The 17019-nt window shown below is 61.4% G+C and carries 16 protein-coding genes; 5 read left to right on the top strand and 11 right to left on the bottom strand.

The genetic code is table 11. The features are described 5' to 3' along the window. Positions 1 to 125: 125 nt before the first annotated feature. From ACJ8HT_RS17450 to prc, 3 genes are all read left to right on the top strand, one after another. The gene (locus tag ACJ8HT_RS17450) at positions 126 to 623 is read left to right on the top strand and encodes a GAF domain-containing protein (protein ID WP_038877659.1); all 498 of its coding nucleotides are present in this window, start codon (positions 126 to 128) and stop codon (positions 621 to 623) included. 96 nt (positions 624 to 719) lie between these two features. Further along, complete coding sequence (gene proQ / locus ACJ8HT_RS17445) at positions 720 to 1430, top strand: RNA chaperone ProQ (protein WP_033638287.1); 711 nt, start codon at positions 720 to 722, stop codon at positions 1428 to 1430. Positions 1431 to 1449: 19 nt separating this feature from the next. Beyond that, on the top strand, positions 1450 to 3498 hold the full coding sequence (gene prc, locus ACJ8HT_RS17440; RefSeq protein ID WP_126180030.1) for a carboxy terminal-processing peptidase: 2049 nt from the start codon (positions 1450 to 1452) through the stop codon (positions 3496 to 3498). Positions 3499 to 3565: 67 nt separating this feature from the next. On the opposite strand, the gene ACJ8HT_RS17435 is transcribed toward prc, so the two are convergent. Genes ACJ8HT_RS17435 through ACJ8HT_RS17410 form a run of 6 tightly spaced genes read right to left on the bottom strand, consistent with a single transcriptional unit; the run spans position 3566 to position 9409 of the window. Then, complete coding sequence (locus ACJ8HT_RS17435) at positions 3566 to 4411, bottom strand: DMT family transporter (RefSeq protein ID WP_197653392.1); 846 nt, start codon at positions 4409 to 4411, stop codon at positions 3566 to 3568. After that, on the bottom strand, positions 4408 to 5715 hold the full coding sequence (locus tag ACJ8HT_RS17430) for an opine metallophore biosynthesis dehydrogenase (protein ID WP_197653393.1): 1308 nt from the start codon (positions 5713 to 5715) through the stop codon (positions 4408 to 4410). Before ACJ8HT_RS17430 ends, ACJ8HT_RS17435 begins: the two co-directional genes overlap by 4 nt. Then, on the bottom strand, positions 5708 to 6505 hold the full coding sequence (locus ACJ8HT_RS17425; protein ID WP_197653394.1) for a class I SAM-dependent methyltransferase: 798 nt from the start codon (positions 6503 to 6505) through the stop codon (positions 5708 to 5710). Before ACJ8HT_RS17425 ends, ACJ8HT_RS17430 begins: the two co-directional genes overlap by 8 nt. Then, positions 6493 to 7278, bottom strand: a complete 786-nt coding sequence (locus ACJ8HT_RS17420) for an ABC transporter ATP-binding protein (RefSeq protein WP_197653395.1) — start codon at positions 7276 to 7278, stop codon at positions 6493 to 6495. Before ACJ8HT_RS17420 ends, ACJ8HT_RS17425 begins: the two co-directional genes overlap by 13 nt. Further along, positions 7275 to 8315, bottom strand: a complete 1041-nt coding sequence (locus tag ACJ8HT_RS17415) for a FecCD family ABC transporter permease (protein WP_341534835.1) — start codon at positions 8313 to 8315, stop codon at positions 7275 to 7277. The genes ACJ8HT_RS17420 and ACJ8HT_RS17415 overlap by 4 nt, the downstream gene beginning before the upstream one ends. Positions 8316 to 8317: 2 nt before the next feature. Then, the gene (locus ACJ8HT_RS17410; protein ID WP_197653396.1) at positions 8318 to 9409 is read right to left on the bottom strand and encodes an ABC transporter substrate-binding protein; all 1092 of its coding nucleotides are present in this window, start codon (positions 9407 to 9409) and stop codon (positions 8318 to 8320) included. A gap of 370 nt (positions 9410 to 9779) precedes the next feature. Here ACJ8HT_RS17410 and htpX point away from each other — a divergent pair, with 370 nt between their 5' ends. After that, complete coding sequence (gene htpX / locus ACJ8HT_RS17405; protein ID WP_033638291.1) at positions 9780 to 10658, top strand: protease HtpX; 879 nt, start codon at positions 9780 to 9782, stop codon at positions 10656 to 10658. Positions 10659 to 10709: 51 nt separating this feature from the next. Here the strand turns inward: htpX and ACJ8HT_RS17400 are convergent, their stop codons facing one another. Then, positions 10710 to 12104 (bottom strand): MFS transporter, encoded by a 1395-nt coding sequence (locus ACJ8HT_RS17400; protein WP_197653397.1) that lies wholly within the window; start codon positions 12102 to 12104, stop codon positions 10710 to 10712. A gap of 230 nt (positions 12105 to 12334) precedes the next feature. Between ACJ8HT_RS17400 and kdgR the strand changes: the two genes are divergently transcribed. Beyond that, positions 12335 to 13126: a DNA-binding transcriptional regulator KdgR gene (kdgR, locus tag ACJ8HT_RS17395; protein WP_197653398.1), complete on the top strand. Its 792-nt coding sequence runs from the start codon at positions 12335 to 12337 to the stop codon at positions 13124 to 13126. Positions 13127 to 13173: 47 nt separating this feature from the next. Here kdgR and ACJ8HT_RS17390 read toward each other — a convergent pair whose 3' ends face one another. Genes ACJ8HT_RS17390 through ACJ8HT_RS17375 form a run of 4 tightly spaced genes read right to left on the bottom strand, consistent with a single transcriptional unit; the run spans position 13174 to position 16988 of the window. Then, positions 13174 to 13977: an ABC transporter permease gene (locus tag ACJ8HT_RS17390; RefSeq protein WP_060419250.1), complete on the bottom strand. Its 804-nt coding sequence runs from the start codon at positions 13975 to 13977 to the stop codon at positions 13174 to 13176. A gap of 2 nt (positions 13978 to 13979) precedes the next feature. Beyond that, positions 13980 to 14843 carry a 2-aminoethylphosphonate ABC transporter permease subunit gene (gene phnU / locus ACJ8HT_RS17385; protein ID WP_197653399.1) on the bottom strand — a complete coding sequence of 288 codons (864 nt, stop codon included), beginning with the start codon at positions 14841 to 14843 and terminating at the stop codon, positions 13980 to 13982. Position 14844: 1 nt separating this feature from the next. Continuing rightward, positions 14845 to 15969, bottom strand: a complete 1125-nt coding sequence (phnT, locus tag ACJ8HT_RS17380; protein ID WP_244664462.1) for a 2-aminoethylphosphonate ABC transport system ATP-binding subunit PhnT — start codon at positions 15967 to 15969, stop codon at positions 14845 to 14847. 8 nt (positions 15970 to 15977) lie between these two features. Then, positions 15978 to 16988, bottom strand: coding sequence for a 2-aminoethylphosphonate ABC transporter substrate-binding protein (locus tag ACJ8HT_RS17375; RefSeq protein ID WP_194572840.1), 1011 nt, complete (start codon positions 16986 to 16988; stop codon positions 15978 to 15980). Positions 16989 to 17019 lie beyond the last annotated feature (31 nt).

The raw sequence follows: 17019 nt of genomic DNA, 5'->3' as shown, positions 1-17019 counted from the left end.
CCCCGAGCGGCAGGGTTTTGTGAAGCAACAGATGATTAACCTTGTGGCTATACGCATTTAATGCTTATTTTATAGGGCCTAAGCTTTGGGCTTCTGGCCATCTTCACTGTTTCAATGGTTATCACATGACAAAAGAACAATTCTACGCGGAATTAAAACGTGACCTGAGCGCGTTGCTCGGCGGGGAGACCAACTTTATCGCGGCGCTGTCCAACGCCAGCGCGTTGATCAACGAGCGTCTGGATGACGTGAACTGGGCCGGTTTCTATCTGATGGATGGCGACCAGCTGGTGCTGGGGCCGTTCCAGGGCAAGATCGCCTGCGTGCGCATCCCGGTGGGCAAGGGCGTGTGCGGCACGGCGGTGGCGGAAAATCGCGTGCAGCGCGTCGGCGACGTGCATGCGTTCCCGGGCCATATCGCCTGCGATGCGGCCAGCAATGCGGAAATCGTGCTGCCGTTGGCGGTTGGCGGCCGGGTGATCGGCGTTTTGGATATCGACAGCACGGTTTATCAACGCTTCGACGAACAGGATGAAGCGGGCCTGAAAGCAGTGGTGGCGGGGCTTTGTGAGCAACTGGAACAGTGCGACAGTGCGAAATATGTGACTGTAGCGGCAAGTTGATCGACGGTTAACGTGGCAATTACCGATGGCGTCATTATAATGACGCCTGTTCATGCCTGTGGCTTGTTGGCAATACCGTTGTAATCAGGAAATTTCATGGAAAATCAACCTAAGTTGAACTCTAGTAAAGAAGTCATTGCTTTTCTTGCCGAGCGTTTTCCGCTCTGCTTTAGCGCCGAAGGCGAAGCTCGTCCGCTGAAAATCGGTATTTTTCAGGATTTGGTAGAGCGCGTGCAGGGGGAAGAGAATCTCAGCAAAACGCAATTGCGTTCTGCCCTGCGCCTGTACACCTCAAGCTGGCGTTACCTGTACGGCGTCAAAGTTGGCGCGCAGCGCGTCGACCTGGACGGCAATCCGTGCGGTGAACTGGAGCAGCAGCATGTCGATCATGCTCGCCAGCAGCTTGAAGAAGCCAAAGCACGCGTTCAGGCACAGCGTGCCGAACAAAACGCCAAAAAACGTGAAGCCGCCGGTGAATCTGCTGATGCCGCGCCACGCCGTCCGCGCCCAGCCGGTAAAAAGCCTGCTGCACGTCGCGAAGGCGGAGCCGCGCCGGAAAACCGCAAGCCGCGCCCACAAACTCGCCCACAGCCAGCTCGTCAACCTCGTGCAGCAAAAGAGGAAAACCAGCCGCGTTATGCGCCAGTCACGGATATCTCTAAACTGCAAATTGGCCAGGAAATCAAAGTCAGAGCAGGCAAGAGCGCGATGGATGCTACCGTACTCGAAATCGCTAAAGATGGCGTACGTGTGCAGCTCTCTTCCGGTCTGGCGATGATTGTGCGCGCAGAACACTTGCAGTTCTGATACGGAGGCCAACCAAGGCATGAACAAATTCGTCAGATTAACAGCGATTGCAGGGCTGCTGTGGGCGGGTGTCAGTTACGGTGCGGAAACAGCCAACATCCGCATTAGTCAACTGCCCCAACTGCAACAGGAACCCCAGCACGCTACGGTGAGTGAGCGCGTAACCTCGCGCTTCACTCGCTCTCATTACCGCCAGTTTGCCCTCGATGCGGAGTTTTCAGGCAAGATCTTCGATCGCTACCTGAACATGCTGGACTACAACCATAACGTGTTGCTGGCCTCCGACGTGGCGCAGTTCGCCGGCAAACGCAATCAGGTTGGCGAAGAGCTGAAAACCGGCAAGCTGGACACCTTCTACGCGCTGTTCAATCTGGCGCAGAAACGCCGTTTCGAGCGATACACCTATGCGTTGTCGCTGCTGGACAAGCCGATGAACTTCACCGGCAACGGCACTATCGATCTCGACCGCAGCAAAGCGCCGTGGCCGAAAGACAAGGCCGAGCTGGATAGCCTGTGGGATGCGAAAGTCACCTATGACGAGCTGAACCTCAAGCTGACCGGCAAGACCGACAAAGAAATCCGCGACACGCTGACCAAGCGTTATCAGTTCGCCATCAAGCGCCTGACGCAAAGCAACAGCGAAGACGTCTTCCAGCTGGCGATGAATGCCTTCGCGCATGAAATCGACCCGCACACCAACTATTTGTCTCCGCGCAATACCGAGCAGTTCAACACCGAGATGAGCCTGTCGCTGGAAGGCATCGGTGCGGTGCTGCAGATGGATGACGACTACACCCTGATCAACTCGATGGTGCCGGGCGGCCCGGCGGCGAAGAGCAAGGCGATCACCGTGGGCGATCGCATCGTCGGCGTCGGCCAGGCCGGCAAACCGATGGTGGACGTGATCGGCTGGCGCCTGGACGACGTGGTGTCATTGATCAAAGGGCCGAAAGGCAGCAAAGTGCGCCTGGAGATCCTGCCGGCCGGCAAGGGCACCAAAACCCGCGTGGTCACCCTGACCCGCGAGCGCATCCGCCTGGAAGACCGCGCGGTGAAAATGACCATCAAGACCGTCGGCAAAGAGAAGGTGGCGGTATTCGACATCCCAGGCTTCTACGTCGGTCTGACCGATGACGTGAAAGTGCAGCTGCAGAAGATGGCCAAGCAGAACGTCAAGAGCGTGATCATCGATCTGCGCACCAACGGCGGCGGCGCGCTGACCGAAGCGGTGTCGCTGTCCGGCCTGTTCATTCCGAGCGGCCCGGTGGTGCAGGTGCGCGACAACAACGGCAAAGTGCGTGAAGACGCCGACACCGACGGCGTGACCTACTACAAAGGCCCGCTGGTGGTGCTGGTCGATCGCTTCAGCGCCTCCGCCTCCGAGATCTTTGCGGCGGCGATGCAGGATTACGGCCGCGCGCTGATCGTCGGCGAACCGACCTTCGGTAAAGGCACCGTGCAGCAGTACCGTTCGCTGAACCGCATCTACGATCAGATGCTGCGCCCTGAGTGGCCGGCGCTGGGGTCGGTGCAGTACACCATTCAGAAGTTCTACCGCGTCAACGGCGGCAGCACCCAGCGCAAAGGGGTAACCCCGGACATTCTGATGCCGACCGGCGTCGATCCGGCGGAAACCGGCGAAGCGTTTGAAGACAACGCCATGCCGTGGGACAGCATCAATGCGGCGACCTACAGCAAGACCGGTGATATGGCGCCGTTTGAGCCGGAGCTGCTGAAAGATCACCAGCAGCGCATCGCGCAGAATCCGGAGTTCCAGTACATCGCGCAGGATATCGCGCATTACAAGGCGCTGAAGGATAAACGCAACATCGTGTCCCTCAATCTGGCCGTGCGCGAGAAAGAGAACCACGATGACGATGCGACCCGTCTGAAACGCATCAACGAGCGCCTGGAACGTGCGGGCAAGAAGCCGCTGAAATCGCTCGACGATCTGCCGAAGGATTACCAGGAACCGGATCCGTACCTGGACGAAACCGTGCATATCGCGCTGGACCTGGCTCATCTGGAAAAAGATCAGCCCGCTCAGCAGCCAACGCCGGCCAAATAAGGCCGCGTCAGGCAGGATGAAAAACGCACCCTCGGGTGCGTTTTTTTATGGCCGGGTTACGTGCTGCTCAGACAGCTTTCTTGCGGTGGCGCAGCCCGAGCCGGATGCAGGAAATCACCACCAGCAGGCAGCCGATCAGCGACAGCAACAGCGGGACTTCGTGCCAGAACAGCCAGCCCCAGGCAATATTGAAAACGATGCCGATATAGCGCACCACCGAGACCACGATCAGGTTATCGGAGGAAAAGGCCTGGGTTAAGACAACCTGTCCCAACAGAGATACCAGGGCGATGGCGAGCAGGATGGCAAACTGGTAGACGTTGGGCCAGACGAAGGCGTTCCACATCAGCGGCAGCGAGATCAGCGTCGCGATAAACAGGAAATAGAACACGATCTCGTAGTTGTGGTGGCGTTTGCTGAGCTTGTTGACCGACAGATAGGCGATAGCGGCGAACACCGCGCTCATCACGCCGACCAGCGACGCCAGGGTATACGTTGAGAAATGCCACGGCCGCACCAGCAGTACGGCGCCGATGATGACCAGCGCCAGCCAAAATGCGGTGTTGGCGCTGATCCGTTCACGCAGCACCAGCAAGGAAAGCAGAATGGAGAAAAACGGCGACAGGTAGGCCAGCATGCTGGCGTCGGCCAGCGTGAGGTGGGCGATGCTGTAAAAATAACAGATGAGATACAGCCCACCCATAGTGCCTCGCAGTACCAGCAGCGGCCGGTCCTCGCGGCTGAAGGCGACGCCGTGGCGATACATCAGCAGCAGAACCAGCAGGCAGCCGATGCTACTGCGAAAGAACACGATTTCCCCGGTGGGGATGTCGTCGGCGATGGTTTTGACCAGCGCATTCATGACGCTGAAAATCAGCGAGGCGAAAATGGCCAGCAGCGCACCCTGATTCATGCTTGCCCCCGCCACTGACGGTAGGTGATGGCCGCCTGTTCGTCGCAGGTATCGTCCAGCAGCGAATGATGGCAATGCTCGGCGCCGATCCGGGTGACGAAGCTCTGCAGCGTCTGCTGAAAGCGTGCCAACAGGCACCGGGCGGTGGGCATCTCGACGCCAAGCCGCTCCGCCAGCAAGACCAGCGTGCGGAGTTTTCGCACGTCTTCCAGCGGCACGCGCGGCAGGCACCACAGACCTTGAGCATCCTGAAAGACGCGGGCGACCCTGACGGCGGAAAAATCATAGTAGCGACCCTGCGCGTCCGGTTCGGAATAGGGATCGACCAGCAGCGCGGTATAGCGCGTAAACAGCGCATAGCGTTGTTCCGCCGGCGCGAGCTGCGGGAAATGGTCAATCCAGCGGCGGCTCACCATGCGGGAGGGAACCGGGTAGCTGTCGTCGTTCAAAAAGCGCAGCAGGTTGATCTCTTCGACGCCGAGATGGTTGAGCAGCCTTTTGTAATCCTCCGACAGTTCGAGCATATCGGCGATAACCTCGGGACAGAGGGGCCCTTCGGGATAGGTTTTATACAGGTATTGCACCGGTGCCTGCGGCTGGAATATCGCCTGCAGCGTGGTGTCGGCCAGCGCCAGCGGCGGATGAACATAGTTGGTGATGCTGAAGCGCTCGGCGGCCAGCAGGCTGTCGCAGCGCCGGGCGTCGATAGCGTGACGCGCCAGCACCGAGACGATCCAGTCGAGTTCGGCGGAGTCTGGCGTCGGGCTTTGGGCCGCGAGATAGATCCGCTGTTTGAAGGCCTTGGTATAGGCGCGGTAGGGCTGCGCCGCATCCTGATATTTGGTGTCGGCGTAATAACTGGACAGACTGATGATCCCGACGTGGGATTGGCCAGCCGCCTGCAGCAGGTTTTGCACCATCAGACCGGAGCCGATGGACGGGGAAAGCAGGATCAACGAACGCAGGTGGGGTAAGGTGGCCCACGGCACCTGCCGCAGCACGTCGTAATAGCGATCGGCGGGAACCGCGAGGATCAGCCGCTGCCAGTCGCCGCCGACGAGCGACAGATCGTCGCAATAGCTGTCTACTGCCACCTGCGCATCGCGCTGGGTCTGCCGCGCCTTGCCGACGCCTTCCAGAGATAGAGTGGGCGTGTGCGCCAGATGCGCCTTCAGGCGTTGCCCTTTCTCGCTGGGGCGATTGTACAGGCCGATGCGCGTGTCGGCCGTGGCCTGGATATCCACAGCCAATTGGATCGCCGCCGGACCGGCGCCGAGGATCAGGGTAGAAAAGGCGTTATTCATGGCGATGAGACTCCAAAATCAAGAGGTCGTACAGCGGGGTGGCAACCGGTTTACCGCTGACGCGCCAGGGTGAACGGGCAGCCAGATGGTGATAAGGGCAGTTGAAGATCGACTTAAGGCCGTTACCGTAGCGCAGCAGCAGTTTGCCGCGCTGAGGCAGTAAAGGCCGCAGCTGCGTCAGCAGGGTCTGCTTGTCCGCCACCAGAGAGGCGATGATGATGTGATCGATGTCGCAGTCGGTCAGGCCGTTCAATTTATCGATGCAGGGGATTTGCCGTGACAGCCCCAGATGGCGCGTGAGGCGGCGGGCAAAACGCTGGGCCGCCGGGTCGCAATCGTAGCAAATGACGGTGGCGGAGAGCCTGGCGACCAGCGCCAGCGCGGTGGTGGGCAAGGCGCCGCTGCCCACCAGCAACACCCGTTCACCGGGTTTGATGTCGGCGGCGGCGATCTCCAGCTGCAGGGCTCTATCGAAACTGTTCAGGTAGGCGTTGGTCTGCGCCGGCTCCCGGCAGAGCGTGGCGACGCGATGCTTCTCGTAATCGCACAAGGCGGCATTGGCCACCGCTCGCAGCTGGGTGATTTGCGCCGTTATCGAGCGATCGTTTTCCAACTTGCGGCGATAGGCCTGCAGCTGCGGCAGGTCGTTAAAGGCCTGCAGGCGGCTGAAGCGCCGTTCCAGCAGGGAAAAATGGCGCCGATCTTGCCGGGCGGAACGGTGAAGCTGGTGGATTTCCTGTTGCAAGCCGGCGAGTTGCGCCAGCATGTCCGCCTTGGTCAGAGTGTACATGGGGTTTCTCCGTGTGCGTGTAACAGCTGTGTCGGCAGCAGAAAGGGGTAGCCTTGGGGGCTGATGCCGCTTTCGATACCGACGCCAAATACGCGGGACATCATCGGGTGCCCCATCATCTGATGGGTGTCGCCGTGGCAAATGACGCGTCCGTGCTCGAGCAAGGTGAGAGAATGGCAGTAGCGCAGTGCCAACCCCAGATCGTGGATCACCAGCAGCGTGATGCAGCGATGACGCCGGCTGTAGTCGGCGATCTGATTGAGCACGCGCAGCTGATGGTGGATGTCCAGCGCGCTGGTGGGCTCGTCGAGTAAAATGAGCTGCGGCTGAGAGACGAAGGCCTGCGCCAACATCACCAACTGCCGCTGCCCGCCGCTGAGGCGGTTGAAAGGGCGATCGGCAAGCGCGGAAATGCCGCATTCCGCCAGCGCCTGTTCTACCGCGTCGGCCTGTGCGGCGCTGACGCGCCACCCCAACTGCCGTACCTTGCCCAGCAGCACCATGTCAAACGCGGTCAACGCCGACTCGCTGCGATTGAGCTGCGGCACATAGGCGATGCGGCTGGTTTTCGGATCGAGCGGGTGCTCGCGGTAGGCGATAGCGCCGCTGTGCGGCAGCATGCGATTGATCACTTTGAGCAGCGTTGATTTGCCGGCGCCGTTGGGCCCGATGATGCCGCCGAGCTTTGCCTCCGGCCAGGCTAATGAAACGTCGGCTAACAGCTGACGTCGATGCAGCGTGACGCCGACGCCGGTGAGGGTCAGTTGAGTCATGGGCGTTTAACCTGTCGGGTGACGAAGTAGAACAGCACCGGCACGCCGATTAAGGCGATAACGATGCCGATGGGCACTACGCCGTTCGGCAGCACCAGTTTGGCGACGATCGACGCGCATAGCAGCAGCAGGCTGCCGCAAAGGGCGGAAATGCAGATCAGATAGCGTTGATCCTCGCCCACCAGAAAACGGGCGAAATGCGGGGCGATCAGCCCGACGAACCCGATGGTGCCGACAAACGAGACCGAGGCGGCCGTCAGTAAGGTCGCCAGCAGAAAGGCCAGCTTGCGCAGCGCGCTGACGTTGATGCCCAGCCCCTGGGCCTGTTCTTCGCCGGCGGACAGTGCGGTCAGGCGCCAGGCCAGCCGCAGGCTGACGACCAGCGCGCAGAACAGGACGCCGCCGGTGATCGCCACGCCGTGCATATTGGCTTTGAGCAGGCTGCCGAACAGCCAGAAGACGATTTGCTGCATGGCTTCGGGCGAGGCCAGAAACAGCAGCAGGGATTGCAGCGACTGAAAGAAGAACAGCACCACGATGCCGCTCAGCACCAAAATTTGCGGCGTCATGCCGCGGCGCTGTCCCAGCAGATAGATAGGCACGCAGGCCAACAGCGCCATCAGCGAAGCCAGCAGCGGCGTGCCCAGCGCCAGCGCGCCGCCCAAGCTGAATCCGGTGATGATCGACAGCGCCGCGCCAAATCCCGCCGCGGCCGAGATCCCCAGCGTATACGGGCTGGCGAGGGGGTTGGCCAGCACGGTCTGCATCAACAGACCGGCCAGCGCCAGGCTGGCGCCGACGACCAACGCGGTGAGCGTCATCGGCAAGCGAATCGACCAGAAAACCACCTGATGCAGCTCGTTGCCTGGCGTGGAGCCGGGCCAGAGCATGGGCAGGATATCCGAGAGACTAAGGTGCGCGGCGCCGACGGTCAGATCGACGGCGGCGGCCGCCAGCAGCGCGCCGAGCAGCGCCAGCGTCAATAGCCCGCGGCGCAGCCTGCGCCGTTGTAAAAACGCACGTCCTGTGTGGGCCACGGCTACTCTCCTTGCCAGCGTTGCAGGAAGACGCCGTCAGCCTCTATCGGTAAGTATTGGCGGTAGAACTGCGCCAGGTTGCGTGGGGGATCAACGTCGGCAAACGCGGCCGGATAGAGGGCTTTCGCCAGATACTGAACAAAAATAAAATCGTAAATCGTGCGCGCGCCGCCATGGTAGAGCGCATAGAGGCGCTGGTCTTTTATCGCCGGCAGCTGCGGCCAACCGGCACGCTGGGCGTACTGAGCGAGGCGTGCCTGAAGGGGGGCCGCCTGTGCGCCGTAGCCCATCGGTACGGCGTTTGGCATGTTTTCCCAGTCACCGCCGGCGAGGAAAATGACGTCCGGCTTTTGGGTCAGTACATAGTCGGCGCGTAAAGGCGCGGGGCTACCGACGACGCTGGCGGCGATATTGCGGGCGCCGGCCAGCTGTAACAGCGGCCCCCAGACGGAGGCGCCATAGCTGCTGCTATATTCGCCGGGCCCCTTGTCGCCGAGTTCGATATAAGCGGTCGGTGGCGGCAGCTGCGCCTCGCGAATACGCCGCTGAGTATCTTCAAGGCTCTGCCGATACTCGCTGGCCAGCCGTTCTGCCCGTTCGGGGTGGCCCATCGCCTGACCCATGGCTCGAATGCTGGCGAGTTTGACTTCCGCACCCTGGTTGAAGTCGACGACGATGTAAGGAATGTTGAGTTGTTGCAGCACCGGCAGGTAGTTGGCGAAGCCGTCGAGCTGCCATTTCGCCAGGATCAGCAGGTCTGGCCGCGTGGTCAGCAGGCGTTCGAAGTCAAAGCTCTGATTGTAGAGTGAACCGACATCGACCAGCTGAGCGAGCCGCGGCAGAGCCGCCTGATAACGCGGCCATTGGCTGGTGCGCAAGGCCCAGTCGCTTTTAGAGAAGGCGGCCACCTGTTGAAAACTGTCCGGGCCGTTCACCGCCAGAAAATCTTCGTAGTAAAAGCCGATATAGGCGCGTTGTGCGGGGGCGGCCAGGGTGACCTGGCGTCCTTCTGCGTCGGTGAGGTGGATTTCAGCTTGCGCGACGTGGCAAAAGAGCAGCCACGCAGTCAGCATACAGACGAGGCGAGGTAACATGATTGACATCCCTTTACGATTAATTGTGATGTTATAATGTAACAATTAATCGCGGGATTCAAACTTTCCTGTCAGGCGAGGCGAGCGCTGCGTGAGCGAAGGCGGTGAGAGCCTGGCGGCCATAAAAAGTGTGCGGGCAATTTTTCTCGACGTCATTTTGCGCGGGCCAAGAATTTTTTCTGAGAAATCCCTCCGCCTTGCGCAACAATCGTTTACAATTTGCCAAATCCCGATCGCGCGTCGTTTTTGTAAAGTTTCGTATTTTTAGTGGGTTAATGACGCGCGACTCTTGAAACTGTGACGAATGCCCATACGATCTAGGGTATCTTAGACAGCGTTTTGTTAACATTTATGAGGAAGTAAACATTTTATGATGCGTATAGCTCTGTTCCTGCTCACCAACCTGGCGGTGATGTTGGTTTTCGGGCTGGTGCTCAGCCTGACAGGAATCCAATCCAGTAGCGTTCAGGGCCTGATGATCATGGCCGGTCTGTTCGGCTTCGGCGGCGCTTTCGTGTCGTTGCTGATGTCCAAGTGGATGGCGCTGCGCTCCGTCGGCGGGGAAGTGATTGAACAACCGCGTAACGAAACCGAAAACTGGCTGCTGGAAACGGTACGCCGTCAGTCGCAGCAGGCGGGCATCGCCATGCCGCAGGTCGCTATCTACCACGCGCCGGACATCAACGCCTTCGCCACCGGCGCGCGCCGCGACGCTTCGCTGGTCGCCGTCAGCACCGGCCTGCTGCAGAGCATGAGCCGCGACGAGGCGGAAGCGGTCATCGCGCATGAAATCAGCCACGTCGCCAACGGCGATATGGTGACCATGACCCTGATTCAGGGCATCGTGAACACCTTCGTCATCTTCATTTCGCGCCTGATCGCGCAGGTCGCCGCCGGCTTCCTGGGCAACCGTGATGGCGAAGGGGAAGGCAACGGCAACCCGATGATTTACTTCGCGGTGTCCATGGTGCTGGAACTGGTGTTCGGCATCCTGGCAAGCATCATCACCATGTGGTTCTCGCGTCACCGCGAGTTCTACGCCGACGCCGGCTCCGCCAAGCTGGTGGGCCGCGAGAAGATGATCGCCGCCTTGCAGCGCCTGAAAACCAGCTACGAACCGCAGGAAGCGGGCAGCATGATGGCGTTCTGCATCAACGGTAAATCCAAGTCGTTCAGCGAGCTGTTCATGTCGCACCCGCCGCTCGACAAGCGTATCGAAGCGCTGCGTTCCGGCCAGTACCTGAAGTAATCGGCTGAATGAAAGGAAAAACCCCGGCTCGCCGGGGTTTTTTTATGTCCGCTATTTCACCTCGCGGCTTGGCTGCGCCGTTTGCGCCGTCGATTGGGTGATGCGCAGGCTGCTGACCGCCGCCGCCAGAGTGGCGAACATGCCGGCCAGGATCAGCGATGCGTGGGTGCCGGAGGTGGGGAACAGGTTGAACATCAGCGCCACCAGCGCGGCCCCCGAGGTTTGCCCCAGCAGGCGAGCGGTGCCCAGCATGCCGCTGGCGCCACCGCTGCGGTTACGCGGCGCGGCGGAGATGATGGTGTGATTGTTGGGCGACTGGAACAGGCCGAAGCCGGCGCCGCACAGCACCATGCGCCAGATGATGTCCCCATTCGACGGATCTGCGGGCAGCAGCGCCAGCGAGAACAGCCCGAGCGCGAACACCGCCAGCCCAATGCAGCCCAGCAGGCCGGCGTGCACGCGCTCCACCAGCCGGCCGGCGATCGGCGCCATCACCACGATCGCCAGCGGCCACGGCGTCAGCAGCAGTCCGGTCGCCACTTCGTCGCGGCCCAATGCGCTTTGCAGGAAGAACGGCAACGACACCATCGCCAGCATTTGCGCAGCAAACGAGCAGATTGAGGTGCCCATCGACAGGGCAAAGATCGGGATGCGCAGCAGATCGACCGGCAGCAGCGGAAATTCCTGGCGCAGCTGGCGGCGCACGAACACCGCGCCAATCGCCAGCAGCGCGGCGATCTCGCTGAAGATCAGCGTCAGGCTTTGGCCCTGGGCGAAGCCGCTGATGGCGGTGATCAGCAGGCCGAACGTCAACGCGTTCAGCACGGCGCTGGTGGGATCGAAACGGCGGTTATCGCTTTTTTGGCCGTTGGCCGGCAGGAACTTCATGCCCAGCAGCAGCGCGACGAGGCCGATCGGCAGGTTGATGGCGAACAACCACTGCCAGGAAGCGACCGACAGGATCGCCGCCGCCACCGTTGGCCCGGCCGCCGAGGAGCAGGCGACGATCAGCGAGTTGATGCCCATGCCGCGGCCGAGAAAACGCTGCGGATAGATGATGCGGATCAGCGCGGTGTTGACGCTCATGATGGCGGCGGCGCCAAAGCCTTGCAGCACGCGGGCGATGGTCAGCGTGAGCAGCGAGTCTGACAGGGCGCAGAACAGCGAGGTAATGCTGAACACCAGCAACCCGGCCTGATAGATGCGGCGATAGCCGATCAGATCGCCGAGCGACGCCAGCGACAGCAGAGACACGGTGATCGCCAGCTGATAGGCGTTAACCACCCAAATGGAGCTGGCCGGGCTGGCGTTGAGATCGCGCGCGATAGTGGGCAGCGCCACGTTGGCTATCGCGCCGTCGAGCACGGATACGGTAATGCCGAGGGCGATGGCGAAGATCGCCCCATAGCGTTGCGGGACGGGGAGGCCGTCGGAACAAGGACGCATGTTGGTCTCAGCGGTATTTATTCAGGGGAGTATTATCATGCTAATCATATTCGCCCGTGATTGCATGCCCCTTATCCGCTTTATTGTAAACGGCGGTGAGCGGGCCGGGGTTATCCATTAGGCTTCAATCGCTTAGCGTTCAGCCGCGTTGCGCGCCGCGATCTGTTCCGATTATACTGAAACCCTTGTTTAAATTTCCTGAAACAAAACCGTTAAGTAGGGTATTCACCATGGCTAACGCAGATTCAGACAAGCAACCGGATGCCGTCTCATCCGTGATGAAAGTGTTCGGCATTTTGCAGGCGCTCGGCGATGAGCGCGAAATTGGCATTACCGAACTGTCCCAGCGGGTGATGATGTCCAAAAGCACCGTCTACCGTTTTCTGCAAACCATGAAAACGCTGGGCTACGTCTCGCAGGAAGGCGAGACGGAAAAGTATGCGCTGACGCTCAAGCTGTTCGAGCTGGGCGCCAAATCGCTGCAGAACGTCGATCTGATCCGCAGCGCCGACGTACAGATGCGCGAACTGTCGAACCGCACCCGCGAAACCATCCACCTCGGTGCCTTGGACGAGGACGGCATCGTCTATATCCACAAGATTGACGCAATGTACAACCTGCGCATGTATTCGCGCATCGGCCGCCGCAACCCGCTGCACAGCACCGCAATCGGTAAAGTGCTGCTGGCCTGGCGCGATCGGGATGAGGTGGCGCAGATCCTGTCGCAGATTGAATTTACCCGCAGCACCGAGCATACCCTGACCAGCGCCGCCGAACTGTTGCCGGTGCTGAATCGGGTGCGGGAGCAGGGATACGGCGAAGATGCCGAGGAGCAGGAGGCGGGGATCCGCTGCATCGCGGTGCCGGTATTCGATCGGTTCGGGGTGGCGATCGCCGGGCTGAGCATTTCTTTCCCGACGCTGCGCTTTTCCGGCGCGGCGCGGGAGGAGTATGTGGCGCTGCTGCACGTCGCCGCCCGCCGTATCAGTGAACAGCAGGGCTATCACGACTACCCGTTCTAACCCCCTCGCTTCGATGAACAAGGCGCTGCCATGGCAGCGCCTTGTTGCTATTTTGCGCCCGGCGTCAGCCGCTGCGCAATCCGCTCCAGCACTAACATCAGCAGCAGCGTGGCCGCCACCAGGATCATGGTCAGCGTCGCGCCGTTGGCGATGCTGCCGCGATCGGTCAGGCTGAAGATAGTGACCGGCAGCGTCGCCCAGCTCGGTGGGTAGATCATCATGGTCGCGCCCAGCTCACCCATCGACAGCGACAGGCTGAGGGCGAAGGCGGAGATCATATAGGGAGCGATCATCGGCAGGGTGACGTGACGCAGGCGAAACAGCGGCGAAGCGCCCAGGCTGGCGGCGACGTTTTCGTAGTCGCTCGAAAGCCGGGTCAGCCCGGCCATCACGTTGCCGAAGGTGAAGGCGGAAATCAGCACGAAGTGGGCGACGGGCACGATCAGGAAGGTACCGTTCATCTGCAGCGGCCCCTGGCTGAATGCTACCAGCATGCCTAAACCGATCGACACCGAAGGCACCGCGCTGGGTATGAAGAACAGCGTACTCAGCAGGCGCTGGCCGCGCCCCTGATGGTGGCGCAGCGCCAACGCCGCCCAGGTGCCGCACAGCAGCGCGAACAGGCTGGCGCTGAAACCGATAGCCAGGCTGGCGACCAGCGCGTCCCAGGAGGCGCCGCTGAAGGCCTGGCGGAAATGGCTTAGAGTGAAGCCGCTCGGCAGCACGCCGTTCCACTGTTCGCTCAGGCTGGACATCAGGATCACCGCCAGCGGCAGGCAGAAGAACAGGGCGAACAGCGTGACCGCCAGCGTGCAGGTCAGGGTGCGGCCGGTGCGAGACCAAATCAACATCGTCAGTTCCTCAGCCCGGCGCGCGCCGCGGCGTAGCGGTAAAGGGAGAACAGCCCGAGCGACAGCGCGATATTCACGACGGCGATCGTGCAGGCGACGGCGTAATCCGACTCCAGAATCGCTTTGGAGTAGACCATCATCGGCAGCGTGGTGACGCCCTTGGCACCGATAAACAGCACGATGCCGAATTCATTGGTGGTCAACAGCAAACACAGGCTGCCGCCGGCCAGCAAGGCCGGCAGCGCGGCGGGCAAAATCACTTGGCGCACCACGCGCCCCGGCCGGGCGCCGAGAATGCTGGCGGCCTCGAGCTGGCTGCGATCGATCTGCGACAGCGCCGCCATCAGCGGGCGCATCACCAGCGGCGTAAACACGGTGATTTCCGCCAGGATCACGCCCCAAATGGAGTAAAGAAAGTCCACCGGCGGCAGGGTAAAACCGAAGGTTGCCATCAGCGTGCCGTTCAGCAGGCCGGCAGAGCCGTAGATAAAGGTGAAGGCCAAGGTGATGAGGAAAGTCGGCATGGCGATAAAGGTATCGATCACCCTGGCGATCAGCCGGCTGCCGGGGAACGGCGTAAACACCAGCAGCAGCGACAGCAGGGTACCGAGCACCAGGCAGCCCAGCGTTGCCAGCAGCGCAATCTGTAGCGTGTTGAGCAGGGCGCCGATAAAGCGTCGGGATTCGAACACCTGTTGCAGTGCGGCGGTGCTGAACAGCCCCTGCTCGTCGGTAAATGCCTGTTTGACGATCAGCGCCAGCGGGTAGAAAAACAGCGTCGCCAGCACCAGCAGCGGCAACAGTATCCACAGTCGGCGCGGCAACCGCAGCCGCTGGGCCGGGCGAATAAGCGTAGAGTCGGTCATGTCAGTCCTCGATCAGTACCGCGTCGTCGGGGGCGAAATAGAGCGGCACGCGCTCGCCGAGCTGCGGCATCTGGCTGCGATGGGTGGTGACCACGCGCAGCGGATGGCCTTCCGCGTCGAACTGCAGGTGCGTCAACTCCCCCTGCCAGTGAATGTCGCGCAGCGTACCGATGATGCAGTTGCTGCGTTGAGCATCGGCATCGAGCGCAATATGCTGCGGCCGAATGCACAGCAATTTATCGAAGCCGCGTTGTGCGCCGTAGGTGAAGCAGCCGATCACTTTGCCGGCGCAGCTGACGGTGGTCATGCCTTGCCCGGTGGTCGTCTCCAGCGCGGTGGCCGGCAGCAGGTTGGCGCGGCCGAGGAACTCGGCGGCGAAGCGGTTCGTCGGATGATGGTACAGCGCGCGGGTCTCGCCGTGGGCGATCAGGTGGCCGTCGCGCATGATGCCAATCTTGTCCGCCAGCGTCAGCGCTTCGCCCTGATCGTGGGTGACGTACAGGATGGTCAGGTCAGGCAGTTCGCGGTGCAGGCGGGCGATCTCCTCCACCATGCTGTGGCGAATTTGCGCGTCCAGCGCCGACAGCGGCTCATCCAACAGCAGTACTTTGGGGCGCACCGCGATGGCGCGGGCGATCGCCACCCGCTGCTGTTGGCCACCGGAGAGCTGGCTGGGATAGCGCTTGGCGTAGGCGGACATGCCGACGATGGCCAACGCCTCTTCGACGCGCTCGGCGGTGAGGCCGCGTGGCTTGCCTTGGGCGCGCAGGCCGAACGCCACATTGTCTTCGACGCGCATATGCGGAAACAGCGCGTAGTTCTGTACCACCATGCCCAGACCACGCTCATAGGGCGGCACGTCGGTGACATCGACGTCACCGATGGCAATACGCCCGGCGGAGGGCTGCACGAAGCCGGCGATCGCCCGCAGCACGGTGGTTTTACCCGAACCGGAGGGGCCAATCAGCGCCAGCACTTCGCCGGGGGCGATGGTCAGCGTCAGGGGTTTCAGCACTTCGGTGCCGCGATACGACACGCTGACGCGGTCGAGCTGAATACCCGACGGCCCGGCGATGTCTTGGCTGTTATCCCGCGCCTCGGCGCGGGAAGAGAGGGTAGGAGGCATCGTCAGCGTCATTCGGTCACCTGGTGCCAGCGGGAGATATCGGCAGACAGACTGCTCACCACCTCATTCCAGTCCGGCGCCCAGATGTCCACGCCTTTCAGCGCCGCCTGCGACTGCTTGAAGTTATCGTCGGTCGGGGTCACGTCTTTACGCACCGGCATGCCGTAGGAAATGGCGCTGACGCTGCTCTGCGCTTCTTTGCTCAGCAGGAAGTCGATCAGTTTTTTACCGTTGGCGCTTTGCGGTGCACCTTGCACCAGGCCGACATAGTAAGGCAACACCAGCGTGCTGCGCTTGCCGTCCGGCCCGGCCGGCCAGAACACCTTCACGTTCGGGTTGCTGCGCATCTGCGCCAGGTTCATCTGCAGATCGCCGTTAGCCACCAACAGCTCGCCTTTATTGACCAGCGCAGTCAGCTTGCCGGTAGAGGCGGAAGGGCCGACGTTGTTGCTTTGCAGCTTGCCGAGGTAGTCGAAACCGGCGTCTTTGCTGCCGAAGCTGTGAAACGCCTGCAGCATCACCGCGGTGCCGTCACCCGCCTGGCCCGGCGTGGAGTACTGCAGCTTGTTGCGGAACTGCGCGTCCAGCAGCTGTTGATAGCTGGCGGGCGCCTGCGGCAACAGCTTGGCGTTATAGATGAAGCTCAGGTAGTTGTTCACCAGCGGCACGAACTGTGGCTGGGCGTCGGCGATCTGCGCCGCATCCTGCGGGGTGAAATCCTGCAGCAGTTTTTCCGCGGCGGCGCGCTGGATGAACGGCGGCAGCGTCACCAGCACGTCGGCCTGCGGGTTGCTGCGCTCTTTCGACAGCCGCTCGACGATGGCGCCGGAACCGCCTTCGACGTACTGCACCTTGATGCCGGTTGCCTGAGTGAAGGCGTCGAACTGGGTTTGATACCAGCTGTGATCGCCGTCGTGCAAACCATCGGCGGAGTAGACGGTCACCACCGCATCGGCGGCCCAGGCCGGCGCGGAGCCGAGTGCGATGGCGGTCATCACGACCAGACGAGAAAGTTTCATAGCTTCAGTCTCACTGTTGCGGGTTAATGCG

This window comes from Serratia sp. CY44782, assembly GCF_052168715.1.
Lineage (GTDB): Bacteria > Pseudomonadota > Gammaproteobacteria > Enterobacterales > Enterobacteriaceae > Serratia > Serratia nevei.
Note: the sequence above shows the minus strand (reverse complement) of the source record. Positions and strands in the feature narration are given on the sequence as shown.